This is a genomic window from Pseudidiomarina atlantica (assembly GCF_000753735.1).
GTDB lineage: Bacteria > Pseudomonadota > Gammaproteobacteria > Enterobacterales > Alteromonadaceae > Pseudidiomarina > Pseudidiomarina atlantica.
Genome location: NZ_JPIN01000012.1, coordinates 111,368 through 132,886, shown reverse-complemented (window position 1 = coordinate 132,886; position 21,519 = coordinate 111,368). Strand labels below are relative to the sequence as shown.

Annotated in this window: 21 protein-coding genes; 10 read left to right on the top strand and 11 right to left on the bottom strand. The window is 49.2% G+C overall.

Features of this window, described 5'->3' with window-relative positions; all coding sequences use genetic code 11:
• Positions 1–77 precede the first annotated feature (77 nt).
• Positions 78–527 carry a flavodoxin domain-containing protein gene (locus IDAT_RS10930; RefSeq protein ID WP_034733560.1) on the bottom strand — a complete coding sequence of 150 codons (450 nt, stop codon included), beginning with the start codon at positions 525–527 and terminating at the stop codon, positions 78–80.
• A gap of 39 nt (positions 528–566) precedes the next feature.
• Complete coding sequence (locus IDAT_RS10925; RefSeq protein WP_034733559.1) at positions 567–2,000, bottom strand: GGDEF domain-containing protein; 1,434 nt, start codon at positions 1,998–2,000, stop codon at positions 567–569.
• Between the two features lie 209 nt (positions 2,001–2,209).
• Here IDAT_RS10925 and IDAT_RS10920 point away from each other — a divergent pair, with 209 nt between their 5' ends.
• From IDAT_RS10920 to IDAT_RS10900, 5 genes are all read left to right on the top strand, one after another.
• A complete protein-coding gene (locus IDAT_RS10920; RefSeq protein WP_425277398.1) occupies positions 2,210–4,609 on the top strand; it encodes a M1 family metallopeptidase in 2,400 nt (799 codons plus the stop codon).
• Positions 4,599–5,093, top strand: a complete 495-nt coding sequence (locus IDAT_RS10915) for a DUF6702 family protein (protein WP_034733555.1) — start codon at positions 4,599–4,601, stop codon at positions 5,091–5,093. Before IDAT_RS10920 ends, IDAT_RS10915 begins: the two co-directional genes overlap by 11 nt.
• A gap of 22 nt (positions 5,094–5,115) precedes the next feature.
• On the top strand, positions 5,116–5,574 hold the full coding sequence (locus IDAT_RS10910; protein ID WP_051986748.1) for a hypothetical protein: 459 nt from the start codon (positions 5,116–5,118) through the stop codon (positions 5,572–5,574).
• Entirely contained in the window at positions 5,571–6,632 is a 1,062-nt protein-coding gene (locus IDAT_RS10905; protein WP_034733553.1) for a PQQ-dependent sugar dehydrogenase, read from the top strand. Before IDAT_RS10910 ends, IDAT_RS10905 begins: the two co-directional genes overlap by 4 nt.
• Before the next feature lie 81 nt (positions 6,633–6,713).
• Complete coding sequence (locus tag IDAT_RS10900; protein WP_034733551.1) at positions 6,714–7,346, top strand: YiaD family glycine zipper/OmpA-like lipoprotein; 633 nt, start codon at positions 6,714–6,716, stop codon at positions 7,344–7,346.
• Positions 7,347–7,393: 47 nt separating this feature from the next.
• On the opposite strand, the gene IDAT_RS10895 is transcribed toward IDAT_RS10900, so the two are convergent.
• The 4 genes from IDAT_RS10895 to IDAT_RS10880 are packed head-to-tail and all read right to left on the bottom strand — an operon-like array spanning position 7,394 to position 10,839.
• Positions 7,394–9,094 carry an FUSC family protein gene (locus tag IDAT_RS10895; RefSeq protein ID WP_034733548.1) on the bottom strand — a complete coding sequence of 567 codons (1,701 nt, stop codon included), beginning with the start codon at positions 9,092–9,094 and terminating at the stop codon, positions 7,394–7,396.
• Positions 9,075–10,217: a dicarboxylate/amino acid:cation symporter gene (locus tag IDAT_RS10890; protein ID WP_034733546.1), complete on the bottom strand. Its 1,143-nt coding sequence runs from the start codon at positions 10,215–10,217 to the stop codon at positions 9,075–9,077. Before IDAT_RS10890 ends, IDAT_RS10895 begins: the two co-directional genes overlap by 20 nt.
• Before the next feature lie 35 nt (positions 10,218–10,252).
• On the bottom strand, positions 10,253–10,663 hold the full coding sequence (locus IDAT_RS10885) for a type II toxin-antitoxin system HicB family antitoxin (protein WP_034733544.1): 411 nt from the start codon (positions 10,661–10,663) through the stop codon (positions 10,253–10,255).
• On the bottom strand, positions 10,645–10,839 hold the full coding sequence (locus IDAT_RS10880; protein WP_034733542.1) for a type II toxin-antitoxin system HicA family toxin: 195 nt from the start codon (positions 10,837–10,839) through the stop codon (positions 10,645–10,647). The genes IDAT_RS10885 and IDAT_RS10880 overlap by 19 nt, the downstream gene beginning before the upstream one ends.
• Before the next feature lie 216 nt (positions 10,840–11,055).
• Here IDAT_RS10880 and IDAT_RS10875 point away from each other — a divergent pair, with 216 nt between their 5' ends.
• Positions 11,056–11,298 (top strand): hypothetical protein, encoded by a 243-nt coding sequence (locus tag IDAT_RS10875; RefSeq protein WP_034733540.1) that lies wholly within the window; start codon positions 11,056–11,058, stop codon positions 11,296–11,298.
• 16 nt (positions 11,299–11,314) lie between these two features.
• On the opposite strand, the gene mnmE is transcribed toward IDAT_RS10875, so the two are convergent.
• The 5 genes from mnmE to rpmH are packed head-to-tail and all read right to left on the bottom strand — an operon-like array spanning position 11,315 to position 15,106.
• Entirely contained in the window at positions 11,315–12,688 is a 1,374-nt protein-coding gene (gene mnmE / locus IDAT_RS10870; RefSeq protein WP_034733538.1) for a tRNA uridine-5-carboxymethylaminomethyl(34) synthesis GTPase MnmE, read from the bottom strand.
• A complete protein-coding gene (gene yidC / locus IDAT_RS10865) occupies positions 12,685–14,364 on the bottom strand; it encodes a membrane protein insertase YidC (protein WP_034733536.1) in 1,680 nt (559 codons plus the stop codon). The genes mnmE and yidC overlap by 4 nt, the downstream gene beginning before the upstream one ends.
• Positions 14,361–14,645: a membrane protein insertion efficiency factor YidD gene (gene yidD, locus IDAT_RS13205; RefSeq protein ID WP_081909828.1), complete on the bottom strand. Its 285-nt coding sequence runs from the start codon at positions 14,643–14,645 to the stop codon at positions 14,361–14,363. The genes yidC and yidD overlap by 4 nt, the downstream gene beginning before the upstream one ends.
• Positions 14,576–14,971, bottom strand: coding sequence for a ribonuclease P protein component (gene rnpA / locus IDAT_RS13200; RefSeq protein WP_081909827.1), 396 nt, complete (start codon positions 14,969–14,971; stop codon positions 14,576–14,578). Before rnpA ends, yidD begins: the two co-directional genes overlap by 70 nt.
• A complete protein-coding gene (rpmH, locus tag IDAT_RS13195; RefSeq protein WP_055439485.1) occupies positions 14,972–15,106 on the bottom strand; it encodes a 50S ribosomal protein L34 in 135 nt (44 codons plus the stop codon).
• Positions 15,107–15,407: 301 nt separating this feature from the next.
• Here rpmH and dnaA point away from each other — a divergent pair, with 301 nt between their 5' ends.
• The 4 genes from dnaA to gyrB are packed head-to-tail and all read left to right on the top strand — an operon-like array spanning position 15,408 to position 21,494.
• Positions 15,408–16,799, top strand: a complete 1,392-nt coding sequence (gene dnaA / locus IDAT_RS10860) for a chromosomal replication initiator protein DnaA (protein WP_034733534.1) — start codon at positions 15,408–15,410, stop codon at positions 16,797–16,799.
• 54 nt (positions 16,800–16,853) lie between these two features.
• Positions 16,854–17,954 (top strand): DNA polymerase III subunit beta, encoded by a 1,101-nt coding sequence (gene dnaN, locus IDAT_RS10855; RefSeq protein WP_034733532.1) that lies wholly within the window; start codon positions 16,854–16,856, stop codon positions 17,952–17,954.
• 25 nt (positions 17,955–17,979) lie between these two features.
• Entirely contained in the window at positions 17,980–19,062 is a 1,083-nt protein-coding gene (gene recF / locus IDAT_RS10850) for a DNA replication/repair protein RecF (RefSeq protein WP_034733530.1), read from the top strand.
• A gap of 11 nt (positions 19,063–19,073) precedes the next feature.
• The gene (gyrB, locus tag IDAT_RS10845) at positions 19,074–21,494 is read left to right on the top strand and encodes a DNA topoisomerase (ATP-hydrolyzing) subunit B (protein ID WP_034733528.1); all 2,421 of its coding nucleotides are present in this window, start codon (positions 19,074–19,076) and stop codon (positions 21,492–21,494) included.
• Positions 21,495–21,519: the final 25 nt, after the last annotated feature.

Here is a 21,519-nt window from a genome sequence, read left to right as displayed (position 1 = left end):
TTATCCACAGCTAGAGTTATACACATAGTTGTACAGTGAGTATCTACAGATCTCAGATGATCTTATACAGGCTTTACTCACAGATGCGTCAGTATAGATCCTAACCATGTTGATGCTTTTTTCTCCGGATCGTCTTGCGACATATCAATTTCAAGGGTTGGAATCAGCCGTTTGGCACCACATTTTTCCAGTAATTGATCAAAATCACGGCCTGCTGCGCAGTAGGTATCGTAGCAACTGTCACCTACGGCAATAACGGCATAACGGAGATCAACCAGTGACGGCAGTTTACGGTGCAGATCGGCAGCAAAATCAAGCATGCTATCGGCGTATTCACCAGCACCATGGCTAGCGACACAGCCTAACCAGATACTCTCAGCGTCGAGTGCGCCGATTAATTCACCGTAATCAGGTTCGTAATGCATGCGGGTTTGGAAACCTGCGTTTTGTAGTTGTTCGCTGAGTTGATCAGCTAAATACTCAGTGTTGCCAGAGGTGGTTGCAACAAGGATGTCGATAGTTGGCATAAGACTTACTCTGTCGATATTTGAAGACGTTAATGATGCTTATGATACCACTTGATTGCGGCCTTTGCGTTTAGCTTGTAACAAGGCGCTATCGGCACGTTGTAAGGCGTCTTGTAAGGTCTCGTTGTGGCTAATTTCGACAATGCCGAAGCTCGCATAGAGTTGCACCGATCCTTTGGGTGTAGCTACCGCAGGTAAGCTTTGGCGGAGGCGATCAACGGTCTCATGGGCTTGTTGCAGATCTTGATCGTGCAATAACAGCAGGAATTCGTCACCGCCAAAGCGCCCGAGTAAATCGCTTTGGCGGATCAAGGCACGAATGGTTTGTGCCGCCAACACTAAGGCTTGGTCGCCAACAAGATGCCCATACTGGTCGTTAATCGCTTTAAATGCGTCGAGATCGAAAACCACTAAAGCGAGTGGAAAATCTGAGTCACGCCGGCCCTGTAATTGACGTTCGGCGAGTTTAAAGAAGTGTGCGCGACTGGCAACTTGGGTTAGGTTGTCGATTCTAGTTTGTTGTTCAAGATCGCGATTTTGCTGCAATAATGATGGAACAGATAGTCCAAAGTAGGCATTTGCAGCAATCACACATAGGGCAAATTGGTAGGTGAGTGCATGTTCGTCGACGCCGTAAAAGCCGAACCAAAGGGCAATCACTAAGCTAATTATCGCAAGACTCACCAAGGTTCGTTCGAGTGACTCGGTAAAAACAATCCACATTTGCGGCAAGCTGACAAAAAAGATGAAGTAGGCCACGGCCGGATGGTTGTAGTAGTAATCAGAGGTAATCACCAGGCCGACAATTGCGATCATGATAAATAGCTTACGGTGCCATAGATGTTGCCATAAAGGCATATGGCTGCGCTTGACGGTCAGTGGCCGTAACCAACTTGAGTCGTAATCCCAGATCCGTGATAACACTAGGATGAAAAAGGGTGTTAACACCAACGCCCCGGCTAAGTCGCCAATCCACCAGAGGAGCCAGCTACTGGCAATATTGTCGGCGCTCATGCCGCCGATTAAATAGAAACCGGTAAGCCCAGACCAAGTGCCGAGCAGGGTTGTCAGAATGATAATTGAGAGAAAAGACAACACCCGTTGAGGAGCTTGGTGAAGCTCCCATTTGCCAATGGTGGCATGAAAATAGAAACCACCGATGGCGTAGGCAAGGGTATGCGCAGAGCCAAGAATGAGGCTATTCCAGAGTTGTGTACCGAGCGGCGGCGGTTGTGATTGCTCTAAATACATCCACATGCCAGCGCACAGGGTTGCAGCAAGTATCGGTAGAAAACCGCGGCGACCAATGAGTATAAAAGTAGCGAGTGACAAACCAGCAGGCGGATACCAAAGGCTAATATAGGGTTGGTATTCGAGTAGTCGAGCAGCCCACCAAACCAGTAGCCACAGGCATATCAAGGAAAAATAGCGAAATGAGCTACTGGCAAATGAATGTAGAGGTCTCGTGTGCAACTTCAGGATCCACTATTGTTCTTATTTTTCCGTGTTACTTTAATGTAAAGCACAAGAAGCGACAAAAGGAAACTTTTTACGACCAATGCGATGGTGATGATGCCTGAAGTTTGATACTTTTCATTCATTATTTCAGCAAAAAGAGAATTACTATGCAGCGTTCGAGTATTTGGCTTTCGGTAGCAGCTGTTGCCGTAGTCAGTTTTGGTATGGGTGATGTCTATGCTTCGGCGATCAAACAGACCAAAGGCGACTACGAAGACAAGTTTCGTCAACTTGATGAAGTGCTTCCAACCCCCAACGTTTATCGCAGTGCGGCCGGTGAACCAGGTGAAAACTATTGGCAACAGCGCGCTGATTATGAAATCAACGTTCGCTTAGATGAAGAGAAGCGTCGTCTCGATGCCTCTGAAACTATTACTTATCACAACAATTCTCCGTACACGCTGAAATACATTTGGTTTCATTTAGATCAAAACATCTTTCGCAATGATTCTATAGCTGAGCGTACCGATACCTTTGGCAGCCGCCCTGACGTCGATTTGAACGGTATTGATAAACCGGCACGATTATCGCTTGGACAATTGCGTCGACAGCAGTTCATGAGTGATAACGAACTTGGTTTTGAAATCAAGAAAGTTGCAGCTGATGGTGGTGACGCGTTGAGCTTCACTATTGTCGGCACCAACATGCGGGTTGATTTACCGGAGCCTTTGGCACCAGGTGAAAAGACCGAAATCGCCATCGACTTCGGTTATAACATCGTTGAAGAAGACGCGGTTGGCGCTCGTGCGGGTTATGAGCACTTCCCTGACGATGCCCGCGAAGGTGGTAACGATATCTTCCTAATCGCGCAGTGGTACCCACGCGTGACAGCATTTACTGACTACGAAGCCTGGACTAATAAAGAATTCTTAGGCAGCGGCGAATTCACCATGGAATTTGGTGATTTTGAGGTCAGCATCGATGTTCCAGCAGATCATATTGTGTCTGCCAGTGGTGTCTTGCAGAACCCGCGGCAAGTGCTTACAGCTGAGCAACGTGAGCGTTTAGAGCAAGCCCGTACGGCTGATGCGCCAGTGTTTGTTGTTACCGAAGAGGAAGCATTGGAGAACGAGAAAGCCGGTACCGATGAGCGTAAAGTGTGGCGATTCAAAGCCGACAACGTGCGTGATTTTGCGTGGGCGTCCTCGCGTAAGTTCATCTGGGATGCGCAAGGCTATCAGCAAGGTGGTGACGTACAGCCAGAAGTCATGGCCATGTCATTTTATCCGAAAGAGGGTGGCGACTTGTGGAAGAAATATTCGACCGCATCGGTCATTCACACTATGGAAGTTTATAGTCGTTTCTCGTTCGATTATCCGTATCCAACTGCGCAATCGGTGAATGGTCCGGTTGGTGGCATGGAATACCCGATGATCACCTTTAATGGTCCGCGTACAGAGCTGCAAGATGATGGTACACGCACTTATTCACTGGCGGAGAAGCGCTTTTTGATCGGAGTGGTGATTCATGAGATTGGTCACATTTACTTCCCGATGATTGTGAACTCTGACGAGCGCCAATGGACCTGGATGGATGAGGGCCTTAATAGTTTCCTCGACGGCGTTGCAGGGCGTGAATGGGATCCCCAGATTCCATGGGGTGTTGAGCCTCGCGGCATCATTGATTATATGAAGTCATCGGTACAAGTACCGATTATGACCCAGTCGGACAGTGTGTTGCGCTTAGGTCCAAATGCATACACGAAGCCAGCTGCAGCATTGAATATCTTGCGCGAAGTAGTCATGGGTCGTGAACTCTTTGACTTCGCTTTCCGCGAATTTGCGCAGCGTTGGATGTTCAAGCGTCCAACGCCAGCTGACTTTTTCCGCACTATGGAAGAAGCTTCAGGGGTAGATCTTGACTGGTTCTGGCGCGGTTGGTTCTACACTACCGATCATGTCGATTTGAGCCTGGATCGGGTTTATAAATTGCGCTTAGACACAGAAGACCCAGATATTGATTGGCAGCGTCATCGTGAAGCTGAAGCTGAAAAGCCAGTCTCGTACTTTGTGCAGCGTAATGAAGCCGAAGGTCGCAAAACGTGGGTAGAAATGAACCCAGATGTACGCGATTTCCACGACGACAACGATCGCTTTACGGTGACGAACAAGCAACGCAACGCCTATCAGTCGTTCCTCGAAAAGCTTGAGCCTTGGGAGCGTCGCGTGTTTGATCGTGCGGTGGCCGAAGACAAAAACTACTATGTGCTCGACTTCTCGAACGTCGGTGGTTTGGTGATGCCGATTTTGTTGGAAATGACCTATGCTGATGGCAGTACTGACAGTTATCACATTCCAGCTGAGATTTGGCGTCGTAACGCCAAGCAGGTGAGTAAGTTGATTGTGACCGATAAAGAAGTGGTGAGCTTTGCGGTAGACCCGAACTGGGAAACTGCAGACGTGGATATCGCCAACAACTATTATCCGCGCCGCTTTATCGAATCACGGATTGAAGCGTTTAAAGCAACCCGTGGCACCGATCACATCAGTCGTGACTTGATGCAAGAAGCCAAAACTAAATTGAAATCTGAAGCGGCTGAAGACGAGGAGAGCGATGAGAACTAAGTTCTTTTTGCTGGCCGTCGCCTTGTGTTGGGTGGGTAGCTTAGCTGCCCACCAACTCAAGTCTGGGGTTACGACCATTCTATTTAACGAGCGTACAGGCAATATTGAGATTATGCATCGCTTTGTGTTGCATGATGCTGAGCACGCCGTTGGCGAATTGTTTAATAAAAAGCAGGCCGATATTCACACCGATGAAGAAACCCGCGCACTGTTTGCTGCGTATGTGTTGGAAGCCTTTGCCTTGCAAACCGCAGATGGGCAGCCGTTAACGTTAGAGAGCGTGGGCTATCAGGTTGAAGGACGCGATTTTTGGGTTTATCAGGAGGTCGCCATGCCAACCGCACTAAACGGTCTGCGCGTGAAACAAAAAGCACTGCAAGAATTGTGGACGGAGCAACAGAATTTGGTCAATATTGAGCGTGATGACCAAGTGCAAAGCCTGCAGTTCAATGCACAGGACGATTGGCTAAGCGTTTCTTTTTAATTAATCCCACGCCGGAGGTGGCATGCTGCGTACTTTAATCGCCTTTGTGATAGCCGTAGTAGGAGCCGCCATTGTTGGCAGCATTATTCAAACCCAATTCAATTTGGCCGCGCTTGTTGCGCTATCTGTTCCTGTTCCGTTCGATGTCAGAATTTCGACGATAATTCACGATATTACTCATTTTTCGCCAATTTTCGCTGCAATTGTTGCTGCTGTTATGATTGTTGCTTTACCGCTTGCAGCCGCGCTTGCGCGTTGGCGCAGTGCCGCCGAACGCTGGTGGTTCGTGGTGGCCGGATTTGTCGGTTTATTGGTGGCATTCACATTGGTCAACAGTATTGCGCCAATGCCAACATTGATCGCGGCAACTCGTGAGTGGACGGGATTATTAGCGATGGCCGCAACGGGTGCACTGGCCGGCTGGTTGTTTGATCGGCTGTGGCGACCAACGCCCCGTGAATTAGAGGAGCCGATGGTATGAGTATGCTGCTATTGCTAGGCCTAGCCCTGAACGAAGTGGTGTTGGCGAATGACTTGAACTATCCGTGGGACCTCACTGAACTACCGGAACAACCGGGTAGCTTTTTGGTGACTGAGCGCAACGGGGGCTTTAAACATATTTCTGAACTTGGCTTTGTCGATGACATCCCCTTAGCATTGCCGGAGCTGTTCGTATCGGGGCAAAGCGGTTTATTTGCGGTAACTTTGGCTCCTGACTTTGCCGAAAGTCGCGCAATCTACTTCAGTTATTCTTGCGGAACGGTGAAAGCTAATACCACCTGTGTAGCGCGTGGTGAGCTATCTCGAACCCGCCCCTTACGAGTGACGGAGCTGCAACAAATTTTCGCCGCAGATGCGCAGCGTGAGGGGGCAGCGCACTATGGTGGACGCATGGCTTGGCTTGCGGATAATACCTTGATACTAACTCTCGGTGATGGCTTTGACTGGCGTGAACAGGCGCAAGTGCTCAGTAACCACTTTGGCAAGACAGTGCGGATGAACGCCGATGGCAGCGCCGCTGCTGACAACCCGTTCCCAGACAAAGCCGGTGGGTATATTTTTAGCTACGGCCATCGCAACAGTCAGGGCATCGTCTACGACGCGCAAACGGATACACTCTGGCAGCATGAACATGGTCCTAAAGGTGGAGATGAAATTAACCGATTGCAGGCGGGCAAAAATTACGGCTGGCCAATCGTCAGTTACGGCATTGATTACACTGGGGCTATGGTGACGCCTTATCAGCAACTGCCCGGCGTTGTCGAGCCGGTCTATCAATGGACGCCATCGCTGGCACCATCGGATATGGCGCTGTATCAACACAGTTTGCTAGCGCAGTGGCAAGGGCACTTATTGGTCACGCAGTTGGCCGGTAAACGCTTACAAGTGTTTGCACCAACGCCCGAGGGCTGGCGCTTAGCTGATGAAATTGAGGTCGCCGACGGCAGTCGTTTGCGCGCGGTCACAGTGAGTGCAGACGGTCATGTGTACGTGTTAACCGACAGCGAAAGCGGCCAACTGATTCGGCTGGAGCCTTAATTTTTGGTAAAGGGCATACGCTAATCTTACACATATGCTACTTTGTAAAGACACTCATTTGCTTAATTAAGAGGTTGTGTCATGAACAAATGGATTCCAGTTATTGCCGCAACAGCTGTTTTTGTAGCTGGTTGTCAAACACCAATGACCAATACGCAAAAAGGCGCAGCCATTGGTGCTGTAGCGGGTGCATTGCTTGGTAAAGGCACCGGTGATCATGACAAGAGTCGCTATGTTTGGGGTGCTGCAGTAGGAGCGCTGGCTGGCAGTGCAATTGGCTCGTACATGGACCGTCAAGAAGAGCAATTCCGCGAAGAACTATCGGGTAGCGGCGTACAGGTTATTCGAGATGGCGATACCATTCGCTTGCAATTGCCGAGTAACATTACCTTTGCCACCGACAGTGCGGTCATCGCGTCGAACTTCAATCCAGTGCTGAACGATGTGGCACGGGTTTTGAACCAGTACGAAAAAACCACGATGATCGTTGAAGGTCACACCGATAGCACCGGCTCAGCGGAATACAACCAACAATTGTCGCTGAACCGTGCCAATGCGGTGCGCAACCATTTGGTGGGTAATGCGGTGGATTCACGTCGCGTAACCACTATGGGCTTTGGTGAGACGCAACCGGTGGCCACCAACGAAACCGAAACAGGGCGTCAGCTAAACCGTCGCGTTGAGTTGCGGATTGTGCCGAATACAGTGGAATAAGAGCACGTCTTTAGAACGCCAAGCGCACTCTCTTGAGTGCGCTTTTTTTATGTCTGTTGATCAAGTGCCTGCTGCACCCGAATGAGCCAGCGAGCAGCCGTTAGTTTGGCGTTGAAGTCGAGCTTGTCAGCGATTTGATAGAGTTTAAACAAGCGATGATAGAAGCGCGCACGATAGCGCAGCAATTGTTGTTCCGAAAGTTTACGTTCGTTCAGTTCGTTTAACTCACGCTCCAGCGCTTGCAGCAAATGTCGCTGGCGGCTTCGCAAATTGGTCGGAAATACCAACCGATAACTGGCCATGGCCAACAGTGGTGCCGCGATAACTGCAAGCGCAATACTGACCGATTGAAAAGCGTCAAATTCATAATGCAAATTGGGCTGCATTAACAGTAGAAATACTAAGATAGCGTCCATCGAACCCGGTGCGGTGCGGTTATGCGCCATGGGGATTCCCGCCAACAGCACTACCGGTAATAAACACAGCAGCATGGTGAAAATGCTGTCGGTATGCGGCCATAAGAAAGCTTGAATCAACAATGCCAAGCTGGCGCCTGCCGTTTGTCCCAAGAACACGTAATACATGGTCTTCGCCGGATTTTCTGCGGTCGAAAATAGGGTCAGCATTACGGATGCACCCAGTAGCAAAAAGCCAATTTGCGGCCAGCCGGTGATCGCCCAAAACATGCTTATGAGTCCCATCACCGCAAAAGTGCGTAGCGCAGTCTCTTTGGCGCCACGCCAGTCACGATGCAACAACACCGAAGGAGCACGCACCGATTGCGCGGCGGCGCCACTTTCACGGAAGGCTAGACGTTCCGTTGCCGCTTGCTCAAACTCGGCGAAAGCGGCGGCCAGCGGTGTTTCGACAACCAAAGGCTGTAATGCTGCGATACTTGTGCGCATGGCGTTGATGTCATTATCAATAATGGCTTGCGCGCAGGTGTTCAGGGCCTCACTGAGGGGTTCTGACGCAGTTAAACCTTCGCCGCTAAAATAGCGCGTCTCCAGTTGTGCAAAAATACCTAATTGCGCGTTCAGTAAGCGTCGAAACAAACGCGCCGATAAATGCGCCGAAGGCGAACCAGTGCCGTGCTCGGCAAGCTGGGTTTCTAAGTGCGCCAGTTGGGTGATCTGCTCGTGGATCGGTAACTTATCAATACTGCCTTGGGCAAAGGCTTTAGCAAGTAGTTGCAAGTTCGCCGCAGTGTGTCGACGCACACGGTTGACGAGGGTTTGTTCAGCACGTTTATAAGTGAACAAATAGCCGATGATAAGGGCAGTAAAGATACCCAGCATCACGGTGATCATGCGGTCGATGCCGAGCGGGAGTAACGCATCGGTGGTGCGCGTTAGCAGTACCACCATGGAAGCTGAGTAGCCAGCCAGCACGGCACCATAGGAAATCAAACCATGCAGCAAGGTCGAGGTGTAGACGCAACCCACGACCCACAGCGTCAGTAATAATCCAGCGTAAAAGGTCGCATCAAGCGTCAGCGTTACGATGAGGATGCCGACAGTGGTACCAATAATGGTACCTAGCGCTCGATAGCCGGCCTTTTCTAGCAGTAAGCCTCGGGTAGGCTGTGATACCGACCAAACGGTCATAGCAGCCCATTGTGGATGTTCTAGGCCAAGTGCCCAGGCCAAGAATAACGCCAAACAGGCAGCGCTTCCGGTTCGAATACCGAACCGGAAACGGGTGTAGTCAAAACCAAATTGCGCGAACTTAGTTGTTGTTGCGGTCATCCACTAATAACGCGATTGCGCCGTCTCCTGTGACGTTACATGCGGTACCAAAGCTATCTTGCGCCATATACAAGGCGATCATCAGCGCGACAGCGGTTTCACCAAAGCCTAGCATAGAACCGAGTAGACCTACTGCAGACATCACCGCGCCACCAGGCACACCTGGCGCTGCCAGCATGACCACACCTAACATCATGATAAACGGCAAAATAGTGAAAAACGAGGGAATCGCTAGCGAATCATGGAGAAACATGACCGCCAGCGCGCAACTGACAATAGTAATGGTTGAGCCAGCTAAGTGAGTCGTTGCGCAAAGTGGAATGACAAAATCCGCGACGTCGTCGTTCACCTTGTTCTCGCGCGCGCAGCGCAGCGTTACAGGAATGGTTGCAGCGCTCGACATGGTGCCTAAGGCAGTAAAGTAGGCCGGTAGCATGTTCTTGATCAGCATTAGCGGGCTACGGCCTTGACGCAAGCCAGCGAGCACGTACATAGCGCTGAGATACACCCAGTGTAATGCGACTGCCATCAGCAGCACGACACCGAAGGTTTGCAGGGTTTGGAACACAGTTCCGGCATGCGCCATCCCGGCAAAGACACCGGCAATGTAGAACGGCAATAGCGGAATAATTACTTTCGCCAGCAAGCGCTCGATGATATCTCGCCCTTGGTCAGACAGCTGCTTAAGCGCGGTTGCCTGAGTGGCGGCGATGCCTAAGCCAAAAATAAAGGCCAAAACCAGTGCCGTCATGATGCCGAACACTGGCGGAATATCCATAGTAATGAAGGGCTCAAGCACTTGTGTAGCGGTACTAGCATCGGTGCCAGCGGCGGTTAGCATGGGGACCACTAAACTCGCGATGAAATAAGCTGCGATGCCCGCCACAATGGTCGAGAGATAAGCAATCACCAGCGTGCGGCCCAACAATTTGCCGGAATTCTGCGGCAGCCCAGCAATACCGCTGGTGATAAAGAACAGAATTAATAGTGGAATGGTGAAAAATAGTAACTCACCAAACAGACTTTTAAAGGTGAGCAATAATTGCGTGAACCACTCCGGCATGTACAAGCCGATTAAAATACCAAAAACAATACCTAGGACTAGCTTAACGATAAGACCCATGTTGTTACTCTCGTTGTAGGGTGTGAGGGTGAGGCTTAGTCAACAGAGACCTGCAGGCGTTTTCCCATGACCTCTAGTGCTCTGTTCAACGTGTCGATTTTGGTATTATGCCCTAAATTGATCACGCGTTGCATTTCCTGTTTACGTGTTCCCATTCGTTTAGCGAGTTCAGCTTGGCTAATCCGTTGCTCCAACATTGTATTTAGCACTAGCACCTTAACCCAAACACTTGCCGGTACATTTACCGTATCTCGACCCTGTGCGGGTGAAGGTAAAGGCACACTACGTTGATCTTCAAAGTAAAACTCAAAGGCAGTAAGTAACGCGTCTTGGGCTTGAAGCAAGGCGTCTTGATAAGTTTTGCCACAGGTCAATGCCTCCGGAATATCCGGAAAGCTTGCCATGTAATTGTTACCATCGGGCTCAATTATGACTGGGTATTGCATTTATCTAGCCCCAATTGTTTGATAATGGCTTGGCGTAAAGCAGTGCCGATTTCCTTGCTCGGGTGTTGTGGCATCACACTTTGTTTTCCTCTGAAATAAAGTTTTAAGTGATTTTTGCCCTGTCGTATTTCGACACCCTGTCGTTGAAGCCAACGTTGAAATTCACGTTGTTTCATTTCACATCCTTGTGATGAAGTTAAAATGTAATCAAAAATGTTTACTTTGGCAAGTGACGAGTCTAATAAGTATAGCTCTTGGCAAACCTACCGAGAGCTCCGAAAGTCATATTTTAAGGCGAGGTTAAACGTCATTTCATGTGCGAATTGTGTGCAACTGAAATTGTCGCTCGAGTGCAGCATGATGGCAGTGTCTAAGCCCAAGGAGAGAAAGTTATGGAATGGCGCGCTTTGTTTGGTTTACCGACGAAGGAACAAGAGATCATCGCCGAAGGAGAGGCTGCAATTCAAAATGAGTTAAGCATGTTGAGGCTAGGATCACTATGCATGCAACAGGATGACGAATGGCTCACCGAGTTTCTTCAAGTTTTAGGTAAGTCAGTTACGGGTGAACTAACGATTGGAATGGCCTGTGTTTTAATAGAGGACGGTAAAGTTACGGACGTCGAGACTTACTAGTCTCGATGGGGGGCGGTTATTTACCGATGCAAAAGGAGCTAAAGATCTTACCTAGCAAATCATCGGAGGTGAATTCTCCGGTGATTTCATTCAAATGTTGCTGCGCTAAGCGTAGCTCTTCAGCCAGAATTTCACCAGCAACATGCTGCTCTAATGCTTCTTGTCCAGTAAGTAAGTGCTCACGTGCTTTTTCTAGCGCGGTTAGATGACGACGGCGCGCCATGAAGCTGCCTTCGCTGGTGGCTTGGTAGCCAACGCATTGTTTCAAGTGCTCGCGGAGCAGTTCAATACCGTGGCCGGTTTTGGCTGACAAATGCAGCACAGGGATGCCAGCAATGGTTTCAATTTGCACTGGTTCGGCATTTAAATCGACTTTGTTGCGAATCACTGTAAAGGGCAATTCGGCCGGCAACTGCTCAAAAAACTCAGGCCAAATATCGGCTGGATGGACGGCGTCTGTTTCGGTGGCGTCGACCATAAAGAGTACCCGGTCAGCGCCTCGGATCTCGTCCCACGCGCGTTGAATACCAATGCGTTCGACTTCATCAGGGCTTTCACGCAAGCCGGCGGTATCAATGATATGCAGTGGCATACCGTCAATTTGAATATGCTCGCGTAAGACATCACGCGTGGTGCCGGCAATGGCGGTCACGATTGCGGATTCACGTCCAGCGAGGGCATTCAATAAGCTGGATTTGCCAGCGTTGGGGCGTCCAGCAATGACCACCTTCATGCCTTCTCGCAGCAACGAGCCTTGCTTGGCTTGCACCATGACGCTGTGCATATTGTCGAGAATGGCTTCCAAGTCTGCAGCGACTTTGCCGTCACTAAGAAAGTCGATTTCCTCGTCGGGAAAGTCGATGGCGGCTTCAACGAACATGCGCAGCGCAATCACCGCATCGACCAACTGGTCGATCTCGTGTGAGAAACCGCCCTGTAAGCTTTGTAGGGCAGCTTTGGCAGCTTGTTCCGAGGTAGTGTCGATAAGATCGGCAATGGCTTCAGCTTGGGTTAAATCAAGCTTGTCGTTTAAAAAGGCGCGTTCGCTAAACTCACCCGGGCGTGCGGGGCGCACATCGGGTAAGTCGAGGATCGCTTTAATAATCATATCAATAAGTACAGGGCCGCCGTGTCCCTGCAGCTCAAGGACATCTTCACCGGTAAAAGAATTGGGGCCAGCAAAAAACAGCGCGATGCCTTCGTCTAGCAATTGACCTTGGCTATCACGAAATGGCGTGTATTCGGCTTTACGCGGGGTAGGGCAATGGCCGAGCAGAGTTTCGGCGACGCGCCGTGCTGCTGGGCCACTGACGCGAACGATACCGACGCCACCACGCCCGGGAGGCGTGGCTTGCGCAACAATGGTATCGTTCGAGAGTTCTAGACTCATTTTTTCTTACGGCGCTCCATGATGCCTTTCTTCTCAAGGCCACGGTAGATCCATTGCATCTGGCCGATAGTGATCAAGTTGTTGCTTAACCAGTACAGTACCAGACCTGATGGGAACCACAGGAAGAACACCGTAAAGATAACCGGCATATACTGCATGATCTTCTGTTGCATCGGATCTGTGGCCGGCGTCGGCTGTAGTTTTTGCATGAACCACATCGACACACCCATCAACAATGGCAAGATGTAGTACGGGTCTTTCGCCGATAAATCTTCAATCCACAGGAACAGCGGCGCGTGACGTAATTCGACACTCTCCAACAAGACCCAGTACAAGGCCAGGAAGATTGGTAATTGCAGTAGCATCGGCAAACAGCCGCCGAGTGGGTTTACTTTCTCTTCTTTGTAGAGCTTCATCATGGCTTGCGACATTTTTTGACGGTCGTCGCCATAGCGCTCTTTCAAAGCCTGCATTTTCGGCTGCACCATGCGCATTTTTGCCATAGAGACATATTGTGCTTTGGTCAGCGGGTAGAGTACGGCTTTGATGATCACGGTGACTGCGATAATCGACAGACCCCAGTTGATCAGGAAGCTCTGCAGAATTTGCAGTAATTTAAAGATCGGCTGGGCCAACCACCACAAGAAACCATAATCGACGGTTAAGTCGAGGTTCTCGGCAACATTGGCCATCGCGTCTTGGTCTTTAGGTCCAACAAACAAGGTGGCGCGAATATCAGCGCTGCTGTTTGGCGCAACGGTCGCGGTAGGATACATGACACGCATCAGCGCCTGATTGTTCGACAGAATACTTGAAGAAAGTTGTTTGGTTCCTTCTACACGAGGAATCCAAGCACTGACAAAGTAGTGTTCCAGCATCGCTACCCAGCCGGTTTCAGTGGCACGGTTCAGCGGCGAATCTTTCATGTCATCGAAAGCATATTTTTCATAGCGATCTTCGTCCCATGAGTAAGCACCACCTAAGTAGGTAGGCATCATCATGTTACCGCCACCTTGAATCATAACTTGCTTCAATTGTGCGTAGAACTGCACTTCTTTATGTTGGGCGCCGGCGTTTTGCACGGTGTAAATCACGTCAATCGCATAAGAGCCTTTGTTGAAAACGAAGGTTTTAGTGATTTTCGAACCGTCTTCTAAAGTGTAGGTCATTGGCACACGAAGGCTATCACCCGACATCTCGTAGCTGTCACGTTCCACGTAGAACAGCGGACGACCAGCGGCAGAGTCTGTGCCATCGCGTCCGACTAGGCCTGATTGTGCAATGTACAGGCGCGCTGGGTCATCGTGGAGGAGTTCGAAACGCTCTTCTGAGTCTTGAGTTCGCGCGAATTCAAGTAGTTGCGCGTTGACGATATCACCACCGCGAAGCGCGATAGATACCTCAAGAACGTCAGTTTTAACATTGACTCGAGCACTTTGTGGAGCTTCAGCCGTTGGTGTTGCACCAGGTGTCGCTGATGGAATGCTTTCATCGGCGTGTAGTTCACTGTTGCTGTTTGGCACTGCACTTTCGGCTTGACCTCCCGGAGTCGGTTGGCTCGCTTGTTGTGTGGCTTTTTGAGTTCCAGCTGGCGGGGTGTCTGCCACCCACGTTTGGAAGAGGAAAAAGCTGACCACCAAAAAGGCGATAAACAATATAGAACGTGGCGAATTCATAAGTCCTTCGTCTCTGTTTTACTTTCGTTCGTTGATTCCGATGCATTATTGTTTGGCACCGGGTCGTAGCCGCCCGGGTGCCCGGGATGACATTTACTAATGCGTTTACTGGCAAGCCAGAAGCCCCGCATCATACCATGCTTTTGTATCGCCTCGATGGCGTATTGCGAACAGGTTGGGTGGAACCTACAGCGCGGTCCTAACAGTGGGCTTATGAACCACTGGTAGAGTCGGATGCAGCCGATAGGAATTGCACGCAACGCTTTGTTAATGTTCGCCATAAGTAATCGAGCCGTTGTTGTAGAACATCACTTTCGAGATCGACGATACCGCTCTTGGCTATAACGATAATATCGAATGGCGGTATTTTATGCTGTTTTAGGCGAAAATTCTCGCGAATCTTGCGTTTTATGCGATTTCGATCAACAGCTCGTTTAGCACGTTTCTTAGAAATCGTGACACCGATGCGAGGATGGTCTAACTGATTGGGTACTGCGAGCATGGTGAGTTCAGCTGTGACAGCTTTCACCGGGGGATGATTGAAGACTTGCTGAAATTGAGCGGGAGTTAACAGGCGTAACTCCCGACCATATGAAAACTGCTTCAATTACGCAGACAGGACTTTACGGCCCTTGGCACGACGACGCGCCAAAACTTGACGACCGTTTTTTGTTGCCATACGAGCACGGAAACCGTGAGTGCGCTTGCGCTTCAATACGCTTGGTTGAAATGTTCTTTTCATGACGTTACTTCCGTAATCGAGTTACCTAAAAATTTAGAGCGAGAATTCTACCTATTAAAAGGATCAAAGTCAACGTGAAAAGGTATCCACAATTAGCAAAAGCGAATCATTTTTATTGTGGATAACTTTTCCGCAATTGGTCGCATAATTTGCCCCCGAGGCTAGCCTATTCGGTGTGACTTCAGTACAATCAATGGAATCAAATTATACAAAATAATCCGTACAAAACTCGTTGTTTTGGTGCAAAAGTGGGTGCGCCAATGAGGATCGTGCGAGCTATAAGAATAAGCAGGGGTGAAGGGTGAGCAAATCGCTCTGGCAACAATGTACTGATCGGCTACAGGGTGAATTGTCGACACAGCACTTTAACACATGGATCAGGCCATTACAGGCGGATCAAAAAGATGGCACGCTTACGTTGTACGCGCCCAATATGTATGTGGTGGACTGGGTCAAAGACAAGTACCTGAGTGTGATCAACGACTATCTAGCCGACGCGGCAAAAGAAAAAGGAGCGCAAGCGCCCAATGTTTCTTTTGTCGTTGGGGGTCTTGAGCAAGCAAAAAATGGCAGTGATCGACCAGCGGCACGCTCAGAGATTCGTCGTCAGGCGGTTGAGCGTCCAGCACGTCGGCAAAGTCCCTGGGATGAAGATACCCCCGCGCCGGCGTTCGAATGTAATATCCATCCCGAATACACGTTTGATAATTTCGTTGAAGGTAAATCGAACCAGCTAGCGCGCGCTGCTGCTTTGCAAGTTGCCGAAAACCCGGGTGGGGTCTACAACCCATTGTTTGTCTATGGTGGGACAGGTTTAGGTAAAACACACTTGCTACATGCAGTGGGCAACGCCATCATGGCCAACAAAAAAGGCGCAAAAGTGTTTTATATGCGCGCTGAGCGTTTTGTCCAGGACATGGTGAATGCGCTCAAGAATAACTCCATCAACGAGTTTAAGCGCTATTATCGGTCAGTCGATGCATTACTGATTGACGATATTCACTTTTTTGCCAATAAGAAGGGTTCACAAGAAGAATTCTTCCATACTTTCAATGCCTTACTTGAAGGTAATCAGCAAATTATTATGACCAGTGATCTTTATCCGAAAGAAATCGAAGGGGTAGAGGATCGCTTACGTTCGCGCTTTGGTTGGGGACTCACCATTGCGATTGAGCCACCGGAACTGGAAACCCGAGTCGCGATTTTGATTCGCAAAGCGCAAGAGCGTGGTATTACCTTGCCGCATGAGGTTGCATTTTTTATTGCTAAACGCCTGCGCTCAAACGTTCGTGAACTTGAAGGTGCATTGAATCGTTTAGCCGCAAACGTCAATCTAACAGGACGTCAAATTACCATCGACTTTGTCCGCGAGGCGTTGCGCGATTTGATTGCAGCGCAAGAAAAACTGGTAACCGTTGATAACATACAGAAAACCGTTGCTGAGTATTACAATATTAAGGTTGCTGACTTATTGTCTAAGCGCCGCACGCGTTCGGTAACGCGGCCACGACAGCTAGCCATGGCATTAGCGAAAGAGCTGACAAATCACAGCTTGCCAGAAATCGGTGATGCCTTCGGTGGTCGTGATCACACAACGGTTTTACATGCTTGTCGCAAAATACAAAAACTTAAAGACGAGCAGCATGATATAAAAGAAGACTATCGAAACTTAATCCGCACGTTGTCAGCCTAAAAGCGTTTGGTTACAGGCCGGTGCTGTATATAAAAAGAAAAGGGGAATGACGGGATGAAATTCATCATCAATCGCGACGCGTTTTTAAAACCTCTTCAGGTCGTAAGTGGGGCAGTGGAACGCCGCCATACGATTCCAATTTTGTCGAACGTGCTGATTCAAGTTGCCAGCGATCACATTCGACTCACTGGCACTGACTTGGAAGTCGAGTTGGTATCTGTTTGTCCAATTGAGAACGGCGAAGAAGGTCAGGTAACGGTGCCGGCGAAGAAGTTGGTCGATATCGTTCGCAGTCTGCCGGAAGGTGCACAAGTTGAAGTAAGTGCCAGCGCTGAGAAAGCGACCATTCGTTCGGGGCGGAGTAAATTTACGTTAGCGACCTTGTCAGCCGATGACTTCCCTAATATTGATGATTGGGATAGCGACATCCAGTTGGTAACGACGCAAGGTGTCCTTCGTGAGTTGATGGAGCGCACCCACTTTTCGATGGCTAACCAAGACGTGCGTTATTACCTTAACGGCATGCTATTTGAAACCGATGCGAATATTTTGCGCACGGTTGCCACCGATGGGCATCGCCTCGCTATGAGCTCAGTTGAAGTGCCGCAACCGAATCTAGCCGGACGCCAAGTGATTGTCCCGCGTAAGGGTATTCTTGAATTGATGCGGCTACTTGATCATGCCGACAACGAAGCCAAAGTCGCGATTGGCGCGAATCACATTCGTGTCGAGACGAACGGTATGTCGTTTACCAGTAAGTTAGTAGACGGCCGCTTCCCGGACTACCGACGTGTATTGCCACAAGGCGGTGACAAGTTTGTGGTTGCAGAGCGTGATGTGCTTAAGCAAGCCTGCTCACGTGCTGCGATTCTTTCTAATGAAAAATATCGAGGCGTGCGCGTTACCTTGAGCAATGGGGAAATGTGCTTAACGGCAAATAACCCAGAGCAAGAAACAGCCGAAGAAGTTGTGGAAGTCGAGTATCAAGGCGAACCTTTAGAAATTGGCTTCAACGTTAGCTACTTGATTGACGTGCTGAACACCGTACATGGTGAGAAAGTAAAAATTACCCTTTCGGGTCCAGATGCGAGCGGACTTATTGAAGATAACGAAGACGATTCATCACTCTATGTGGTGATGCCGATGCGTCTTTAGTTCGCGGTTGGCTGTTTAGTTAAGTATGTATATTGACGCTCTTGCGCTGACGAATTTTAGAAATTTTGCCGAAGCAAAGATAACGCCGGAGCGTCGCATCAATTTGTTTATTGGTGCCAATGGCAGCGGGAAAACAAGTCTACTTGAATCGATTTACTGTCTGGGAGCAGGGCGCTCTTTTCGCCCAGGGAACTACAAGCAGCTCATCAAACACGACATCAATGACTTCGTTATTTTCGCAAAAGTAACCGCACAAGATGACTCAAAGCACACTGTTGGGTTTCAACGCAGCCAACAAGGCGATGTCAAAATTAGAGTCGATGGTGAGTTATCACGAACCTTTGGTCCAATGGCGCGTTTAGTGCCTGTTCAGCTGATGACGCCGGAAACCATCGAACTCATTTTAGGGGGACCGCGCATTCGGCGACAGTTCATCGATTGGGGAGTGTTCCACGTGGAACATTCATTTATCGAATACTGGACACGCTTTATGCACGTACTTAAACAACGAAACAGTTTACTGAAACGTAGGCAGCGTTCCAGTGAAAATGCGTATTGGGATAAGCAGTTTGTCGACTATGGCGAGAATGTGGCGGCCGCAAGAGCTCGCTACATTGAAAATTTCGAGCCTGTGGTACAACAACGACTTGCACACTTCTTACCCCAATACTCATTTAGCATTCAACTTAAGCAGGGCTGGGAAGCCGGTTTGCCCCTGGAAGAGGCGCTCGAAAAACATCAGGAAAGTGATTTTCGTTATGGGCACTCAACAGTTGGTCCTCATAAAGCTGAGTTGAAAATGACAGCTAATGGCGAGGACGTTAAGAACGTCTTATCACGGGGGCAGATGAAACTTTTGGTGGCAGCGCTAAAGGTTGTGCAAGGGGAATACTTGCGTACCCAAACGGGTGTACAATGTATCTATCTCGTTGACGACATCACTGCTGAATTGGATGTACAGAGTAAGGAAAAATTTTGCGAAGCGTTGTTAGCAACCGAGTCGCAGATATTCGTCTCAGCGATACATAAGGGCGAGTTGCCCGATATAATAACAAACGCTGAAACAAAAATGTTCCACGTGGAACATGGAACCGTCAAGGAACTATAGAGAAGCTTGTTATGGCAGAAAATAATTACGATTCGTCCAGTATCAAAGTCCTAAAAGGACTCGATGCCGTTCGTAAACGACCAGGCATGTATATCGGTGATACCGATGACGGCACAGGTTTGCACCACATGGTTTTCGAGGTCGTAGATAACTCGATCGATGAAGCCTTAGCTGGCCACTGTAAGGATATTATCGTCACTATCCATACCGATAACTCGGTATCGGTTAAAGACGACGGCCGTGGTATTCCTGTCGATTTACATCCCGAAGAGGGCGTTTCGGCCGCACAGGTCATCATGACCGTATTGCACGCCGGCGGTAAGTTCGACGACAATTCATACAAAGTTTCGGGCGGTTTGCACGGCGTAGGTGTATCGGTAGTGAACGCGTTATCTGACAAATTGCAGATGACGATTCGCCGACAAGGACACGTTTATGAGCAGTTTTACAATCTCGGTGATCCAGTAGAACCGCTCAAGCAAATCGGTGACACCGACAGAACCGGAACCGAAATTCGCTTTTGGCCAAGCCCGACCATTTTTACCGGTATTGAATTTCATTACGATATTCTCGCAAAACGCTTGCGCGAATTGTCGTTCTTGAACTCTGGCGTATCTATTATCTTGCAAGATGAGCGCTCAGACAGAAGAGACCACTTCAAATATGAAGGTGGTATTGCCGCCTTTGTTCAGTATCTAAATGATAAGAAAACTCCAATTCATCAGGGCGTATTCCACTTCTCAACTGAGCGTGAAGATGGCATTACTGTAGAAGTCTCGATGCAATGGAACGATACTTTCCAAGAGAATATCTACTGCTATACCAACAATATTCCACAACGCGATGGCGGCACTCACTTAGCCGGTTTCCGTGCAGCGCTTACGCGTACGCTCAACTCTTACATGGACAAAGAGGGGCTAAGCAAGAAGTTCAAAATGACAGCAACGGGTGATGATGCTCGTGAAGGTCTTGTGGCGGTCGTCTCAGTAAAAGTTCCAGATCCAAAATTCTCTTCGCAGACCAAAGAAAAGCTTGTGTCTTCAGAAGTGAAAACTGCAGTAGAGCAGTCAATGAACGAAAAGTTCAGCGACTTCCTACTTGAGCACCCGAACGACGCTAAGATTATCGTCGGCAAGATTATTGATGCGGCGCGTGCGCGTGAAGCTGCGCGTAAAGCTCGTGATATGACCCGTCGTAAAGGTGCGCTGGACCTTGCGGGATTACCAGGCAAACTTGCTGATTGCCAAGAGAAAGACCCTGCGCTTTCTGAACTCTACATCGTGGAGGGTGATTCTGCGGGTGGTTCTGCGAAGCAGGGCCGCAACCGCAAGTTCCAAGCGATTCTACCTTTGAAAGGTAAGATCCTGAACGTTGAGAAAGCTCGTTTTGACAAGATGCTTGCATCGCAAGAAGTGGCAACGCTCATCACTGCATTGGGTTGTGGCATTGGTCGCGACGAATATAATCCAGACAAGACGCGCTATCATCGCATTATTATCATGACCGATGCTGACGTCGACGGCTCGCACATTCGTACGCTGCTGTTGACCTTCTTCTATCGTCAAATGCCAGAATTGATTGAGCGTGGTTATATGTACATTGCGCAACCGCCACTGTACAAGGTTAAAAAGGGTAAGCAAGAAACCTATATCAAAGATGATCCAGGTTTGATTGCCTACTTGACCAGCTTGGCACTTGAAAACGCGTCTTTGCATGTGAATGCCGACGCCCCGGGTATCAGCGGTGCTCATTTAGAAACTCTGGTTAATGAATACCAACTGGTACAAAACGCGATTAAGAATCGCTTATCGCGTCGTATGCCAGAAACCTTCTTGCAGCGTTTGCTCTATGCACCGCGCTTGAGCGACGAACTCTTGAAAGATGGCGCTGCTATGCAAGCATGGGCGGAGCAGTTGCAGGGCGACCTGACGTCACGTGAAATCAACTCAGCAACCTACACTGTGAGTGTCGTATTTGATGAAGAGCGCAAGATGCACTTGCCAGTTGTAACTGTGCGGATGCACGGTATCGACACCGATTACCCGCTGAACTATGAGTTCTTGATGTCTCGCGATTATGACCAACTGGTCAGCATTGGTGAGAAGATCAATGGTCTCGTCGAAGAGGGTGGCTATGTGCGGCGTGGTGACAAAGAGAAACCTGTAGACGACTTTGTTGATGCAGTTGAATGGTTGATTAATGAGTCGAAGCGCGGAGTCTATATTCAGCGTTACAAAGGTCTTGGTGAAATGAATCCTGATCAATTGTGGGAAACCACTATGGATCCAGAAACTCGCCGCATGCTGCGTGTAACCATAGAAGATGCAATTGCAGCGGACCAGCTCTTCACTACCCTGATGGGTGACGAAGTTGAACCGCGTCGTGACTTTATCGAAACGAACGCATTGAAAGTTGCGAATCTCGACGTCTAGTCTAGAGCGATCCAAAAAAAAGGAG

Bases quoted from the DNA above. Each gene is read 5' to 3' on its own strand.
- IDAT_RS10930 (WP_034733560.1), bottom strand. From the start codon at position 527: ATGCCAACTATCGACATCCTTGTTGCAACCACCTCTGGCAACACTGAG.
- IDAT_RS10920 (WP_425277398.1), top strand. From the start codon at position 2,210: ATGGGTGATGTCTATGCTTCGGCGATCAAACAGACCAAAGGCGACTAC.
- IDAT_RS10915 (WP_034733555.1), top strand. From the start codon at position 4,599: ATGAGAACTAAGTTCTTTTTGCTGGCCGTCGCCTTGTGTTGGGTGGGT.
- IDAT_RS10910 (WP_051986748.1), top strand. From the start codon at position 5,116: ATGCTGCGTACTTTAATCGCCTTTGTGATAGCCGTAGTAGGAGCCGCC.
- IDAT_RS10905 (WP_034733553.1), top strand. From the start codon at position 5,571: ATGAGTATGCTGCTATTGCTAGGCCTAGCCCTGAACGAAGTGGTGTTG.
- IDAT_RS10900 (WP_034733551.1), top strand. From the start codon at position 6,714: ATGAACAAATGGATTCCAGTTATTGCCGCAACAGCTGTTTTTGTAGCT.
- IDAT_RS10895 (WP_034733548.1), bottom strand. From the start codon at position 9,094: ATGACCGCAACAACAACTAAGTTCGCGCAATTTGGTTTTGACTACACC.
- IDAT_RS10890 (WP_034733546.1), bottom strand. From the start codon at position 10,217: ATGGGTCTTATCGTTAAGCTAGTCCTAGGTATTGTTTTTGGTATTTTA.
- IDAT_RS10885 (WP_034733544.1), bottom strand. From the start codon at position 10,663: ATGCAATACCCAGTCATAATTGAGCCCGATGGTAACAATTACATGGCA.
- IDAT_RS10880 (WP_034733542.1), bottom strand. From the start codon at position 10,839: ATGAAACAACGTGAATTTCAACGTTGGCTTCAACGACAGGGTGTCGAA.
- IDAT_RS10875 (WP_034733540.1), top strand. From the start codon at position 11,056: ATGGAATGGCGCGCTTTGTTTGGTTTACCGACGAAGGAACAAGAGATC.
- mnmE (WP_034733538.1), bottom strand. From the start codon at position 12,688: ATGAGTCTAGAACTCTCGAACGATACCATTGTTGCGCAAGCCACGCCT.
- yidC (WP_034733536.1), bottom strand. From the start codon at position 14,364: ATGAATTCGCCACGTTCTATATTGTTTATCGCCTTTTTGGTGGTCAGC.
- yidD (WP_081909828.1), bottom strand. From the start codon at position 14,645: ATGGCGAACATTAACAAAGCGTTGCGTGCAATTCCTATCGGCTGCATC.
- rpmH (WP_055439485.1), bottom strand. From the start codon at position 15,106: ATGAAAAGAACATTTCAACCAAGCGTATTGAAGCGCAAGCGCACTCAC.
- dnaN (WP_034733532.1), top strand. From the start codon at position 16,854: ATGAAATTCATCATCAATCGCGACGCGTTTTTAAAACCTCTTCAGGTC.
- recF (WP_034733530.1), top strand. From the start codon at position 17,980: ATGTATATTGACGCTCTTGCGCTGACGAATTTTAGAAATTTTGCCGAA.
- gyrB (WP_034733528.1), top strand. From the start codon at position 19,074: ATGGCAGAAAATAATTACGATTCGTCCAGTATCAAAGTCCTAAAAGGA.